The organism is Imperialibacter sp., from assembly GCF_040222385.1.
Taxonomy (GTDB): Bacteria; Bacteroidota; Bacteroidia; order Cytophagales; family Cyclobacteriaceae; genus Imperialibacter.
In genome coordinates this window covers 19379-34357 of sequence record NZ_JAVKDF010000039.1, presented here as the reverse complement: position 1 = coordinate 34357, position 14979 = coordinate 19379, and the positions used below count along the sequence as shown (strand labels likewise).

At 46.5% G+C, this 14979-nt stretch carries 8 protein-coding genes; 7 read left to right on the top strand and 1 reads right to left on the bottom strand.

Annotation, left to right across the window (positions count from 1 at the left end):
- The first annotated feature begins 66 nt into the window (after positions 1-66).
- From RIG68_RS19940 to RIG68_RS19920, 5 genes are all read left to right on the top strand, one after another.
- Complete coding sequence (locus RIG68_RS19940; RefSeq protein WP_350126269.1) at positions 67-3132, top strand: SusC/RagA family TonB-linked outer membrane protein; 3066 nt, start codon at positions 67-69, stop codon at positions 3130-3132.
- 23 nt (positions 3133-3155) lie between these two features.
- Positions 3156-4925: a RagB/SusD family nutrient uptake outer membrane protein gene (locus RIG68_RS19935; protein ID WP_350126266.1), complete on the top strand. Its 1770-nt coding sequence runs from the start codon at positions 3156-3158 to the stop codon at positions 4923-4925.
- Positions 4926-5197: 272 nt separating this feature from the next.
- The gene (locus RIG68_RS19930) at positions 5198-8575 is read left to right on the top strand and encodes an FG-GAP-like repeat-containing protein (protein WP_350126263.1); all 3378 of its coding nucleotides are present in this window, start codon (positions 5198-5200) and stop codon (positions 8573-8575) included.
- A gap of 6 nt (positions 8576-8581) precedes the next feature.
- Positions 8582-10687, top strand: a complete 2106-nt coding sequence (locus RIG68_RS19925; RefSeq protein WP_350126260.1) for a thioredoxin domain-containing protein — start codon at positions 8582-8584, stop codon at positions 10685-10687.
- Positions 10688-10903: 216 nt separating this feature from the next.
- The gene (locus RIG68_RS19920) at positions 10904-11458 is read left to right on the top strand and encodes an FKBP-type peptidyl-prolyl cis-trans isomerase (protein WP_350126257.1); all 555 of its coding nucleotides are present in this window, start codon (positions 10904-10906) and stop codon (positions 11456-11458) included.
- Between the two features lie 45 nt (positions 11459-11503).
- On the opposite strand, the gene RIG68_RS19915 is transcribed toward RIG68_RS19920, so the two are convergent.
- The gene (locus tag RIG68_RS19915) at positions 11504-12808 is read right to left on the bottom strand and encodes a Gfo/Idh/MocA family protein (protein ID WP_350126254.1); all 1305 of its coding nucleotides are present in this window, start codon (positions 12806-12808) and stop codon (positions 11504-11506) included.
- 273 nt (positions 12809-13081) lie between these two features.
- On the opposite strand from RIG68_RS19915, the gene RIG68_RS19910 reads away from it, so the two are divergent.
- Both RIG68_RS19910 and RIG68_RS19905 read left to right on the top strand, forming a co-directional pair.
- Positions 13082-14134 (top strand): DUF6807 domain-containing protein, encoded by a 1053-nt coding sequence (locus RIG68_RS19910; RefSeq protein WP_350126251.1) that lies wholly within the window; start codon positions 13082-13084, stop codon positions 14132-14134.
- Positions 14135-14141: 7 nt separating this feature from the next.
- Positions 14142-14969 (top strand): SDR family oxidoreductase, encoded by an 828-nt coding sequence (locus RIG68_RS19905; RefSeq protein WP_350126248.1) that lies wholly within the window; start codon positions 14142-14144, stop codon positions 14967-14969.
- Positions 14970-14979: the final 10 nt, after the last annotated feature.

Genomic DNA, 14979 nt, shown 5'->3' with positions numbered 1-14979 from the left:
CATGCGATAATGGCATTGGGTCTAAACAGTTTAAATTCATTACATTATTTATAAACCCTACTTACTATGAATGAAATTTTATCAAAATGTAAGCGAATCCTGTGGTGCTTTCCGGTAGGATTAGCACTCGTTGTGATTTGCTCCAGCCAGGCGTTTGCCAGGCAGGATTCGACGGTATCAGGTACGATCACATCTGTGGAAGATGGCTCGGCTCTACCTGGTGTCAACGTGATTGTTAAAGGAACGACCACGGGAACAGTGACAGATATTGATGGAAAATACTCTCTAAGAGTTCCTTCAAGAGACGCTGTCTTGGTGTTTAGTGCCATCGGCTTTTCTACAACAGAAGTGACCGTGGGCTCGCAGTCTCAAATAAGTGTTGGGATGGAAGTGGATGTCAGATCCCTTAGCGAAGTTGTGGTGGTTGGATACGGAACCCAGGACAAGCGGGACGTAACAGCATCTATCGCATCTTTAAGCGGTGAAGACCTGGCGAAAATCCCTACCGGCAACACAATGGAAGCCATGAAAGGCCAAATTGCTGGTGTTGACGTTTTGTCCAGCGGTGGCCGTCCTGGTCAGGGGTCTAAAATCACTATCCGTGGTAGAAGATCGCTTACTGCTACAAACGACCCACTCTTCGTGGTGGATGGTATTCCAATGACCTCAGGCACTAATTCCATTCAGGACTTTAACCCATCAGACATTGAGTCAATGGAAGTTCTGAAAGATGCGGCTGCAACAGCCATTTATGGTTCAAGAGGTTCTAATGGTGTAATTCTTATTACTACCAAGAGAGGTAAGCCTGGCAAGACTTCTGTTACCTACACAAGCACTTACGCCGCTACTACTCCTTTCAAAACCATTCCAATGATGAATGGAGCTGAATTTGCCGCCCTGAAGCGTGAAGCCAACAGAGTAGATGCCAACGGCGCATCCGGCAGAGGTGCCTGGGGCGACGCTGGCTCTTCCATTCCAGCTGACGATGCCGTATTCGTTGACCCGGTTGAGTTGCTTTCAGCACAGCAAGGTCGATCTACCGATTGGCAAGACCTGATCTACCAAAATGGTTCTCAAATGAACCAACAAATCAGCGTAAACGGTGGCACCGAAAAAACACAGGTAAGTTTGTCTCTCAGCTATTTCAAAGAGAATGGATTGGTTGAAGGAACTGACTTCGGCAGATATACTGCCCGTGTGAATGTCGACCATCAGATCAACAAAATATTCAAGGTGGGCATGTCTAATCTTTATTCTCATTCAACACAGAACTGGGGATCAGGAGCTACCATTTCCGAAGCGGTAAACCAAACTCCACTTGGAATGCCTTACGATGATGAAGGGAATCTCATCTTCCTTCCTATTTCGGATGGTATCCGTACCAATCCTTTGAATGAATTGGTACCTGGTAAATACATAGATGAAAGAACAATCAACAGACTATTCTCATCTGTCTATGCTGAAGTACAAATTTTAGATGGACTGAAATACAAGTTCCTGATTGGTCAGGATTACCAGGCTTGGGAGAGAGGCCGTTTCGAAGGTCAATTCACTCAGGCCCGTAAAAACGGTACCCCTTCTGCGGGACTTTTCAACCAACAAAGCTTTGGTTACACACAGGAAAACCTGTTGACTTACAATAAATCATTCGGAGATCACAGCCTTGGTTTGACAGCGCTACAAAGTTCTGCACAACAAGATTCAACAAGATCGGGTTTGATTGCGATCAACTTGCCATACGAAACAGCGGAATGGTACAACCTCGGTCTGGGGACTATCTCCGACTATGGCTCACGTCTTGAGAGTTACAGACTACTGTCTTACATGGGAAGAGTGAACTACTCGTTCAAAGGCAAATACCTTTTCCAGGCAAGTATGCGTTGGGATGGTTCTTCTCGTTTGGCTGAAGGCAACAAGTGGAATGCTTTCCCTGGTATATCAGTAGGATGGAGAATGAAAGATGAGGCGTTCCTTTCTGGAGTTAACCTTATCAGTGATTTGAAGCTAAGGGCTTCCTACGGAAAGGTTGGAAACACGGCTGTATCACCTTACCAGACTCAGGGTGCACTTAACCAGTCGGTATATAGCTGGAACGAGGCCGATGCAAGAGGATTTGCACTTGGCGGCATTCCTAACCCGGACTTAAGCTGGGAATATTCAGCAACTACCGACGTCGGTTTCGATTTTGGATTGTTCAACAACAGGTTGACCGGTACATTTGATTACTACCATACTTCAACCGGTGTTTCACTACTTCTGAGAAGAGCACTACCTCCTACCTCTGGTTACACGTCTATTCTACAGAACATTGGCGGAACGGAAACCAACGGGTATGAAATCACTTTGGGAGCTACCATCCTTGACATGTCGAATGGACTGAAGTGGAATGCTGATTTCAACATGGGCCACTACTCGGAGAAAATTATTGACCTGGCCCAGAGAGACGCAGATGGTAACAAGATAGACGACGTAGGTAGTGGTTGGTTCATCGGACAACCTATTCGTACATTCTACGACTATGAGAAAATAGGCATCTGGCAGGTGTCTGAAAAAGATGAAGCTGCTGCGTTCATGGGTGCAGTGCCCGGAGAGATCAAGATAAAAGACCAGGATGGTGATGGTGAGTTCACACCAGCTGATCGTAAGATATTGGGCAACGACGTGCCTGCTGCCTATGGTGGGTTAACCAACACGGTAAGTTTCAAAGGTTTTGACTTATCATTCTTTTTCTACTATCGCCTTGGCTTTATGATCAACTGTCAGTTTTGCCAGGGTCAGGCAAGTATGCAGGCTCGATACAACAACCTGAAAGTTGATTATTGGACCATTGACAACCCTACCAATGACTACCCAAGACCTAACAAAAATCAGGAAGGTATTACCAACGGTAGCACACTTAGGTACAGAGAAGGCGGCTATGTGAAGCTTAGAAACATCACATTAGGCTACAGATTGCCTTCAAGTGTGCTTGAAAAGTTGAGGTTTACGAATGTGAGAATTTATGCGACCGCTCAGAACCCGCTCGTTTGGTCTAAGTTCAAGCTATTTGACCCGGAAAGAGCAGATAACCTCGGATCTGGTGACATGCCCTCCAATCAATTATTTTTGGGCGGACTTAGTGTAACATTTTAAGGGGAATCAAAACCGAGAAAATAATGAAGAATAATAAAAACATAAAATCGATAATACTGGCTCTGGCGCTGATAGCGTTCACTGCTCAGTCTTGTTCTGACTTCCTCGATGAAAAGCTGATTTCAGATGTTTCGGCAGGAAGTTACTACACTACAGCAGCCGGTTTGGAAGATGCGGTAGATGCCACTTACTCGTTCTTACGTGAAATCCACAGTAACGAGCGTGCCTACATGCTGACCATTTTTGGCACAGACACGCACACAAACGGTGCTGATGGGGGCTACAAATCCTTCAACTTCTACGACAATGGATTGAACCCTACCGTTAACATCCTTGATCAGCAATGGACTTTTCTTTATCAGGGGATCAACCAGGCCAATGCGGTATTGAACCGTTCGGAAGCAGTGAAAGACATGAGTGATGCATTAAAAACGCAGCGCCAGGCTGAGGCCCGTTTTCTAAGGGCGTACTACTATTTCTACCTGGTGCAAACCTGGGGTGACGTTTATCTTACCCTTGAAGAGACCATCGGCGCAGAAGTAGAAGCGGATCCTTCACCTCAGTCGGCTGTTTACGCAGATGGCATCATTCCTGATCTTGAGTTTGCCATTGCCAATTTACCAGATGCGCAAAGCGATTATGGACGTGCTACGAAGGGTGCTGCGCAGTTTTTGTTAGCTAAGGCATACCTCACACGAGGACAAAAGTCTTTTGGCTCGCCAGCGGACTTTGCAAGTGCCAACACTTTGTTTTCAAATGTGATCAATGACTATGGCTATGCGTTGGTTGATTCCCACGATGCCCTTTGGGATCAGGACAATCAGATCAATTCAGAAATCATTTGGGCGGTGCAATATGCTACAGACCTAATCCTGAATGGTGGCAATGGCGGCGTAGGTAACAGAGGCCATCTTTATTTCTTGATGGAGTATGACATCCGTGCAGGTATGATTCGTGACATTGAAGGTGGTCGTCCATTTAAGAGATTCAGACCTACTGACTATATGGGTACCGTTTGGGCAGAAAGCCGTGATATAGATGCAAGGTATGATCAAACATACAAGCACGCTTATATCAGCAACAACCCGAAAAGCATTCCTAAATGGGAACAGGTGCATGTAACCAACGGAGCTAAGAAGGCCGACGGATCAACCGTTACTGCCAGCGACATAGGAACAGACAGATTCACAGTTGGAGACACTGCGATGTATGTACCAGGGCCCGGTAAAGACGCTGAGTGGATGACTGGAAAGAAATTCCAGGTTCGCTACAATGTAATTACGCAGAATCCAGCTTTCGAAGGTGACCAGTATTTCTACACAGAGCGTCTATTCCCTACTTTGAAAAAGTTCATTGATCCCCGCAGACCTACTATTCAGTGGGAACGTGGCTCAAGAGACTGGTTTGTTATGAGACTGGCTGATGCCCATCTGCTTCGTGCTGAAGCTCGCTTCCTGACAGGAAATAGTGCCGGAGCTGCTGAAGATATCAACGTGGTAAGAACAAGAGCCGCTAAAGAAGGAATGGAGGCTGCTATGCAGATCACTGCAGCTGATGTTGACATGGACTTTATCCTTAAAGAGCGTGCCCTTGAGATGGACGGTGAGCAGTGTCGCTGGTTTGACCTGGCCAGAACAGGGAAGCTACTGGAGTATGTGAGGGCTTACAACCCGCTTGGCGCTGGAAATATTCAGGAATATCACACACTAAGACCTATTCCTCAATCGCAAATTGACAGAACTGTGGGCGGATACCCTCAGAACTGTGGTTATCCGGGATCAGATTGTAATTAAGCTTCAGTAATAATTAAATAGTAGTTTTTGATGGGCCGGGCATATTGCCTGGCCCTTCTTATTTTATTACAGGCAAGAGCAAGACTCAAATCAGCCTCCTGGCGACCGCCACCTGAGAGCTACTTTTTCCTTGTTGTGGACAAATAGAAGCGCCGGTGAATATCCTTTAGTCTTGCAAAGCCTTTAACTTTGACCTAATTTTAAAAGAGCAGGTAAATCAGTCAGCAACCGTTAAATTTTAGCTGACTATCTATCTAAATCATACTACCACTATGCTGTTTAAACTACAAATACATCTAAATTCCATTTTCGGAGCACTTCTACTCTTCTCGGTACTGACAGCCTGCGAAACTAAACCGGAGGTCATCTCGGCGCCTGAAGAGAAGAGGGAGGATCCTGTTTTTAAAAGGCTCCCCGGGGCCAGCAGCGGAGTGACTTTCCGCAACGACGTGGATGAGAACTACAACAACTACTTCGATAATTTTGCCTATGTGTACAATGGCGGTGGCGTTGGCATTGGAGACATCAACAACGACGGACTTTCCGATATATATTTTACAGGCAATGAAGTACCCAACAAGCTTTACCTCAATGAGGGCAACCTGAAATTCAAAGACATTTCTCAGTCAGCTGGAGTAGAAGGCAACGGCCGGTGGAACAATGGCGTGACCATGGTTGACATCAATGGCGATGGCTTGCTTGATATATACGTCTGCAAGGGTGGCTATCACGATAGCGAAGAAGAAAGAACCAACTTACTATATATCAATCAGGGAGACCTGACCTTCAAAGAACAGGCAAAAGACTTCGGACTCGACGAGTCTGGCTACTCCATACATGCATCATTTTTTGATATGGACAATGACAACGACCTGGATGTTTACCTGACCAATAGACCGGATTCCTTCGACCTGCCACTCACTGAAATGATCCGGCAAAAGAAGCTGTCCCCCTCCTTCAGCAGAGATAAGCTTTACAAAAACGAAAATGGCAAGTTCCGTGAAATCGGTGCCCAGGCAGGGATCAAAAACAATTTTGGCTATGCCCTCAGCGTAGTTACCGCCGACTTTAACGGAGATGGCTATGCCGACATTTTTGTTGCCAATGATTTTGCCGAAGGTGACTATATGTACATCAACCAGAAAAACGGCACTTTCAAAGAACAGATAAAAGAAACCACCAACCACATCTCGATGTACTCGATGGGTACTGACGTGGCAGACATCAACAACGATGGGCTGGAAGACATAATGGTTACCGAAATGCTACCTGAAGATTACAAGCGGTCAAAGGTATCGATGCCCTCCATGGATGTCGAAGGCTTTTACAATATTGTGAACGGAGGCATGCATAAGCAGTACATGCACAATGCGCTCCACCTAAATCAAGGGAATTCATTCTTCGGCGACATTTCGCAAATGGCCGGAGTGTCCAAGACAGAATGGAGCTGGTCGGTACTGATGTCTGATTTTGACAACGACGGATACAGAGATGTTTTTGTAGCGAATGGCTATCGCCGTGATGTGTTCGATGGGGATCTTGATAAGAAACTGCGGGATTTTGTTTTAAAAAATAAAAGCAAGTACACGTCGATGAACGACATGCTCAAAAATGGTTACAAGGATTTTATTGATGTGTATGACCCCATTAAGGTGAAAAACTACCTTTTCAGAAACACCGGCAACCTGCACTTCGAAAATGCCATAGAATCATGGGGCTTTGATGAAACCAGCTTCTCTAATGGTGCAGCTGTGGGAGACCTGGACAACGACGGAGACCTGGAACTTGTTATCAATAATCTTGATGACGAAGCTTTCATCTATGAAAACACCTCGTCAGATCGAAACAACTACTTAAAAGTAAAACTACAGGGCCCTGCCACCAATGCACATGGCATGGGAGCTAAAGTCACTATATACTACGACGACAAAATTCAGTTTTTCGAGAACAAAACCGTCCGGGGCTATCTTTCTTCAAATGACCCAATTGTCCATTTCGGGCTGGGTCAAGTTGGCAGCATCGACAGCCTTAAAGTGGCATGGCCCGATGGCATGCAGAATACTATGTCTATTGCCGGCGTCAATCAAACTGTAGTTGTACCCTACGAAAAAGCATTGAAGCCAAAGACACTACCCACTTCAAAAGAGCTATTGTTTCAAGCCTCACCGGGAGTACTGGCGGGAGCTTTTGTGCACAAGGAAAACGAAGTGAATGAGTACAAAGACCAGACGTTGCTACCACATAATTTTTCGAAGAGCGGTCCTTTCATATCGACCGGGGACGTCAATGGAGATGGAGAAGACGATTTGTTCATTGGCGGTGCTTCTGGCCAGGCCGGGCAACTTTATGTACAGTCAAAAGGCAAGCTGGTTAAAAAATCTACAGCCGCCTTTGCAGTAGATAAAAGCTATGAAGACATGGGATCCACAATGTTCGATGCTGACGGTGATGGAGACCTTGATCTCTATGTTGTAAGCGGAGGAAGCGAATTCCCTGACAAAGCCGAGCAATACAAGGACAGACTTTATTTGAATGATGGGAAAGGCAACTTTGCCAAGTCAGCAACCATCAACACGCAAAGCAGCGGATCCTGCGTCGTTCCCTACGATATTGATGGCGATGGCGACCTCGATCTTTTCCGTGGTGGGCACGTTATCACCGGGGCCTACCCCTACTCTCCCAGAAGCTATGTGCTGATCAATGAGTCCGGGCAATTTATCGATCAAACCAAGGCAATCGCACCGGATCTTACCGATGTGGGCATGGTAACCTCTGCCATCTGGGCCGACTTGAATGGCGACAAAACAGCCGAACTAGTGGTTGTTGGCGAATGGATGCCTGTCATGGTGTTTGCGAATGTCAACGGGAAGCTAAAAGACGCCACTGTGATCTATGGACTTGATAAAACAGAAGGCTGGTGGAACAAAGTGGTGGCCGACGATATCGACGGCGATGGTGATCAGGATTTGATTGTTGGCAACCTTGGCGAAAACTACAAGTTCAAAACGAACGAAGAAAAGCCATTTCAGGTATTTGCTAAAGACTTTGACAACAACGGCACCAACGATATTTTCCTCGCTCGTTACTACAACGACTCTGTTCTGGTGCCTGTTAGGGGTATCGAATGTAGCTCGGGCCAGGTGCCATCCATTCGACAAAAGTTCCCCAGTTACCTCTCCTTCGCTAGCTCGGATCTTCAATCAATCCTCGGGCCGGGAATGAACTCAGCCTTGAACAAAAAAGTCTATACTTTTTCAAACGCCATTCTGGTTAACAATGAGGCTAAGTTTGAAAGTAAAAAACTGCCTACTGAAGCGCAGCTTTCGGCGGTTAACGGCATACTGGTGGAAGACTTTGATGGCGATGGCATCAAAGACCTTCTCGTGGCAGGCAATAAGTTCGACACCGAAGTAGAAACCACTCCTAATGACGCCTCGCCTGGCGTATTCATGAAAGGGCTTGGCAACTTCGAATTCAAAGCAGAGGGGAGCCTTCAAAGTGGCTTTTTTGTGCCCTACAATGTAAAAGATGTGCAAATGATCAAGTTTGGGGCGAACTGGCTGGTGCTGGTTTCATCCAATAATGACATTCTAAGGGTTTTTTCGACCTCCCGGACCACCTCTGATGAAAAAGTAGCGCTCAATAAATAGTTGGATATGCGTGTAGAGAGAAAAGGATGGGCCTGGGTTGTTCTCGCAGTCTTGGTTTGTGCAGGATGCAGTTCGCCGGCGACAGAAAACACCGAATCGCTCAATCGCCTGGCCAAAGCGAGCAGCCCCTACCTGCGTGAGCACGCCGACAACCCCGTGGACTGGTACGAATGGGGAGATGAGGCCCTGGCAAAAGCGACAAGTGAGGGCAAGCCACTGATCATAAGCATTGGCTATGCCTCCTGCCACTGGTGCCATGTGATGGAGGAAGAGTCATTTATGGACACCTCGGTGGCTCGCATCATGAATGAGAATTTTGTGGCAATCAAAATCGACAGGGAAGAGCGGCCCGACGTCGATCAGGTGTACATCGAAGCTGCTCAGCTTATCTCTGGCCGTGCTGGTTGGCCATTGAATGCCTTTACGCTACCAGATGGTAAACCATTTTATGCGGGCACCTATTTCCCGAAAGACCAATGGATCAACCTATTGAACCAAATCATCGAGGCATACAAGGGCGATAGGGTGAATGTGGAAAAACAGGCATCCGCCGTCACTGAAGGGATTCTTGCAAACAACATGATTGTGTCGGCGGAATCTGAAACAAATTCCGGGCTACTTGAAACCTATCATGGCATATTCGCTAGCTGGGAGCCAGAGCTAGATTACTCGTCTGGCGGGCTGGCAGGTGCCCCCAAGTTTCCAATGCCAGCGGTTTGGAAATTCTTGCTTCAGGAGCACCAGCAAAATAATAACGAGCGTGCCCTGAAAGTGGTCAGCACTACCCTTGATGCTATGGCTGCTGGCGGGATTTATGATCACCTGGCGGGAGGGTTTGCCAGGTACTCGACTGATGCGGAGTGGAGAGTACCTCACTTTGAAAAAATGCTGTACGACAATGGCCAACTTGTCAGCCTCTATGCCCATGCCTATCAGGCGACGAAAAATGAGACTTACGCTCAAGTAGTAGAAGAAACGCTCTCCTTCGTAAGTGAAGAATTGACCTCGCCTCAATCTGGCTTCTATTCATCGCTGAATGCAGACAGCGAAGGTGAAGAAGGCACATTTTATGTCTGGACAAAAGCTGGGATAGAAGCAACCCTTGACACAGAGTCGGCTGAGCTTTTCTGCGACTATTTCGGTGTTACCGAAGAGGGCAATTGGGAGCACGGGAAAAACGTCTTATACAAACAAACGCAGCTCGAAGAATTGGCCGCAAAACATGCAGTGACCGCAGATGCGGCAATATTGGCACTTGAGAAATCGAGAAAAAAGCTTTTGGAAGCCAGAAACAAGCGCATCCGCCCATCGCTGGATGACAAGATACTCACCTCCTGGAACGCCCTGATGCTGTCGGGCTATTTAGATGCCTATTGGGCGCTGGGTAAACCAGAATATCTGGATGTCGCACTTAAGAATGCTGAATTTTTGAAGAAAAACATGATAAAAAGCGACGGCGGACTGTGGCGAAGCTATACAAATGGCGGGCCGTCAATCGAGGCCTTTCTCGATGACTACGCTTTCCTGTCGCTAGCATTCATACAGCTTTATCAGGCTACATTTGATATTCGCTGGCTTGAGCAGGCCCGCAGCTTTGTCGACTATACCGTCACACACTTTCACGATACATCAACTGGCTTTTTTTATTACACTTCCAACACGTCGGAGCAGTTGGTGGCAAGGAAATTCGAAATCGCCGATCAGGTAATCCCCTCCTCCAATGCGGCAATGGCAGAAGTGCTTTTCAAGCTCGGGCATTACTATGAGTCTGCCACTTATCTGGACATGAGCGTAAAAATGGTAGGCTCACTATCAAAAGACTTCACCCAAAGTGGCCCTTACTTCGCCAAATGGGCGAGCCTGATGGGCTTGCTGGTGAACGAACCGTTTGAAGTGGCAGTAATGGGGCCAGATGCACTGGAAAAAAGCCAACTTTTGATGAGGGAGTATCACCCAGGAATGCTGCTAATGGGAGGGAACAGTGAAAACCTTCCTCTGCTTGAAAATAAGCTCATTGAAGGCGAAACCATCATTTATGTTTGCCAAAACAAAGTATGCAAGCTTCCAGTAAAAAGTGTAGAATTGGCTCTGAAGCAGCTTAGCAACAATTAGGGCTTTCATTTTAGAGTTAGCTTCGCCCAGCTTTGCCATCTTTTTTGAGACATGCCTGATGTTTTTGGTGTTTTACTCATGTAAAACCGGCTAATAAAAGTTCCTTTTCTTCTAACTTTGAGCCTAACAAATCCCAAAGGCCTTTAAACCATTTGAGTCTATGTGGGTCTTATCAACTATTATGAGTTCGCTAACTTTAAACAGAAACCTTAACTAATGAGGATTGTACTAAATAGAACCTTTGCCTTGAAAGCAAATATTTTCCTGGCAGCATTCATTTTTCTCTTTTCAGGATGCAACAAAGATGTAGCCGAACCCCTGACTGCCCAAGATGTTTTGGACAGCACACTTAAAAATGTAGATCAGACTCAGCTGGAAACAGATACAAAGATCATTGACGATTCGCTGGCGGTTTGGGGCCTCAAAGATATTGTTTTGACAGAACCAAATGGCGTTCGTTACAAAATTGACGCATTGGGCAATGGGGAAAAGCCCATATTGGAAAGCGTTGTGTGGATTAAATACTCAGGCAAGCTGCTTAGCACAGGCGAGGAATTTGACGCCGGCGATAAACTGGAAACCTATCTTTACAGACTCATAGCCGGCTTCCAAACAACACTACCCCTTATTCCAAACGGGTCTACCATCACATTATATATTCCTTCAGGACTTGGCTATGGGGCAAATGATGTTCTTGACAATTCCGGCAAGGTGGCCATCCCTAAGAACTCCAATCTCATTTTTGATATTGAGTTGTTTGGGGTCTTTTAGGGACAGCCTTTTCTCATAGAGATGTCAATCGCTGCCTCCTGAGCTTTATATCTTTTTCGGAATGGCGTACGGCGCCCGGTACTCTCTTTTCGTCATGGCATTGGCCTCATCGTCACCCGGAAATGTTTCCGTTTTTGGGTCGAAGGTTAAAACACGACCCGTATGATAGGCAATATTCCCCAGGTGAGCCAGGCCTGACGACAAGTGGGCCGTCTCAACGGGCGCATTGCACATGGCTGGGTTTTTGGCCAGCACTGCATCGACAAAGTTTTGATAGTGGCTGCCCCCCTCTTTTCTTGTTGGCCCAGGCGTTTTATCCCTTCCCAAAAAGGTTTGGTACTCGTTGTAGCCATTCACCACCATGTACCCCTCACTACCGTAAAAGATGTTTCCAATACCGACCCCATCTTCCTTGTTGGTCATCCATGGGCGAACCTCGAACTGAATCATCTTCTTTTGATCCGGATAGTGGTAGGTAGAAGTCAACACTTCAGGGGTTTCTTTGTAATCATCCCACAGGAACTTCCCTCCCATTGAGGTGATCTTTGTTGGCAGTCCAACGTCCAGGCCCCACATGCACAGGTCGGTTTCGTGAATCCCCTGGTTTCCTACGTCGCCGTTGCCATAGTTCCAGCTCCAGTGCCAGTTGTAGTGCACGTAGTTTCTGGAAAAGTCCCGCATCTCAGCAGGCCCTGTCCAAAGATCATAATCCAGTCCTGCTGGTACAGGTTCCGTTCCTTTGTTGCCAATATCGGGTCTCCACTTGAACACAAGCCCCCTGGCCATATAAACATTACCTATAAGTCCGTCACGCAGGTGCTGAATAGCCTCCTGTATGGCCACTGAACTCCTCAATTGCACGCCATGCTGAACCACACGATTGTACTTTTTGGCAGCTTCAATCAATTTCTTACCCTCGTAAAGGTTATGAGTTCCTGGCTTTTCCACGTAAACATCCTTACCTGCCTGCATGGCCCAAATGGCGGCCAGCGTGTGCCAGTGATTTGGCGTGGCAATGCTCACTGCGTCAATGTTCTTGTCATTAAACACCTTTCTCAGGTCCTGCTCCATTTTCACCTTAGCGCCGTATGTTGCTTCAAATTCTCCTGCCCTGGTGGTCAGGATATTTTTATCAGGGTCACACAGTGTCGCCACCTGAGCGTTTTCAAGGCCCTGAAATCCCTTGATGTGATCTTTCCCCCGGCCATTTACTCCAAGTACAGCCACCTGCACCTTGTCGTTGGCTCCAAAGGCACTTGATGGGATAATGGTTGGAAAACTCAGCACAATGGCAGCTCCCGTAGTGTTTTTAATAAATTTTCTTCGGGTGAATGGTTCTGGCTTTTTCATGATAGTAAAGTAGGTTTTTATAATATTGTGAACCGCTTTTTATTCGCTATGTAACAGCGATATGAAAAGCTTAGAATGGTATGAACGAATTGAGAATGCCCGGTAAAAAAAAGCACTTTATTACTCTAAGACGGATTTTTCTTTTACCACCCTTAGTTTACTCCTGGGCACCAGAAAAAAGCGGGAGACATGTAAGGATTGACCATGAAAATTTCGTCATAACTATGACAATTTGTAAACTCATCCAAAATCAAAATATAAATTACATCATTAATGGATCTACTAGGTAAAATTGCAAAAACAGGTGCTGTGTTATTCCTGTTTACACTGATCGCCCATGTTGGGTATGCGCAAATGAAGGGTGTGAAGTTTGTAACTGACGAAAAGAACAAAAAGGTAGATGTGATGATAGATGGAAAACTCTTCACATCTTATATCTATCCCGAAGACCTGGATAAACCAGTTCTATATCCCATATATACCGCAAACGGCACAGTGATTACCAGAGGCTTCCCCAGAGATCCCAGAGGAGGAGAGCGGGTAGACCACCCTCATCACGTAGGCCTTTGGTTCAATTATGGAGATGTAAACAATCTTGACTTTTGGAACAACTCGTATGCCATTCCTGCTGATCAAAAGAAGGATTATGGCAGCATCCGCCATCAAAAAGTGATAAAAGCAGAAGGCGGCAAAACCAAAGGCACATTGGTGGTGCAATCGAATTGGGTAGACAGCTCAGGCAAGGTGCTCATGGTTGAAGAAACAACTTTCACCTTTTCAGGAACAGACGACCTGCGCACTATCGATCGCACAACGAAGCTCACAGCCCAGAAAGACAAGGTGGTTTTTGAGGAGTCGAAGGAAGGCATGATGGGCATCAGATTAGATCGTGCATTTGAAGAGCCCAGCAACAAGCCGGAAGTATTTACTGACGCCGCCGGCAATCCAACAACCGTAGCCGCCCTTAACAACGAAGGTGTAAACGGTGTGTACAGAAACAGCGGTGGACTTGAAAAAGGTGATGTATGGGGCAAGCGTGCCGACTGGGTCAGCCTTTCTGCAACTAAAGGAAGCGAAGATATTACCATTGCCATGGTAGACAACAAGAAAAACATGGGCTATCCGGCACACTGGCATGCTCGTGGTTACGGGTTGTTTGCTGTCAACAATCTTGCATCCAAATCATATGTTCCCACCGATCCGGAGTTCACTACCACGCTGAACCCTGGAGAATCTATCGTTTTCAACCACATGGTGCTACTCAGCTCCGGTAAGTTTTTGAGTGACGAAGAAATGAACAAACAGTTCAAAGAGTTTAACAAGTAGGCAATTCATGAATCAATCCCCCAACCAACTATTTTCGGTAGAAGGCAAAACAATTGTAATCACCGGTGGCACCGGCATATTGGGCTCTGTGATGGCGAAAAATATGGCCGCTGCAGGTGCTCATGTGGTCGTTCTCGGCAGAAGAGAAGATGCAGGCAAAAGCCTTGTCAATGACATTGAAAAAACCGGCGGTAAAGCCAGCTTTTTCAAGACCGATGTACTGGACAAAGACAACCTGTTAGATGTAAAAAAAGGTATTCTGAAGGCGACCGGGCAAATCGACATTTTGGTCAATGCAGCTGGCGGCAACATGCCGGGAGCTACTATCTCTCCCGACAAAACATTCTTCGACCTTGATACCAAGGCTTTTCAGCAGGTAGTTGATTTGAATCTGCTGGGCACGGTACTACCTTCCCAAATATTTGGCGAGGTAATGGCCGCCAACAAAAAGGGCATTATCATCAACATTTCGTCGATGTCGGCTTTCCGGCCCATCACCAGGGTGGTGGGCTATTCAGCTGCAAAAGCTGCTATTGACAATTTCACGCAGTGGCTTGCGGTAGAAATGGCCAAAAAAGTGGGCGAAGGCATACGTGTAAATGCCATTGCTCCCGGCTTTTTCCTCACCGAACAAAATAGGACGTTGTTAACTAACCCTGATGGTACACTAACAGCCCGGGGAAATGCTGTGATCAACCAAACACCATTTGGACGATTTGGCGACGCCGAAGAGCTCATTGGCACGCTACTTTGGCTGTGCTCCGATGCCTCCAAATTTGTTACCGGGGTGGTGGTACCAGTTGACGGCGGATTTAATGCCTATTGTGGAGTTTAGTTAGCAATTG

Bases quoted from the DNA above. Each gene is read 5' to 3' on its own strand.
- RIG68_RS19935 (WP_350126266.1), top strand. From the start codon at position 3,156: ATGAAGAATAATAAAAACATAAAATCGATAATACTGGCTCTGGCGCTG.
- RIG68_RS19910 (WP_350126251.1), top strand. From the start codon at position 13,082: ATGGATCTACTAGGTAAAATTGCAAAAACAGGTGCTGTGTTATTCCTG.
- RIG68_RS19905 (WP_350126248.1), top strand. From the start codon at position 14,142: ATGAATCAATCCCCCAACCAACTATTTTCGGTAGAAGGCAAAACAATT.
- RIG68_RS19920 (WP_350126257.1), top strand. From the start codon at position 10,904: ATGAGGATTGTACTAAATAGAACCTTTGCCTTGAAAGCAAATATTTTC.
- RIG68_RS19940 (WP_350126269.1), top strand. From the start codon at position 67: ATGAATGAAATTTTATCAAAATGTAAGCGAATCCTGTGGTGCTTTCCG.
- RIG68_RS19930 (WP_350126263.1), top strand. From the start codon at position 5,198: ATGCTGTTTAAACTACAAATACATCTAAATTCCATTTTCGGAGCACTT.
- RIG68_RS19915 (WP_350126254.1), bottom strand. From the start codon at position 12,808: ATGAAAAAGCCAGAACCATTCACCCGAAGAAAATTTATTAAAAACACT.
- RIG68_RS19925 (WP_350126260.1), top strand. From the start codon at position 8,582: ATGCGTGTAGAGAGAAAAGGATGGGCCTGGGTTGTTCTCGCAGTCTTG.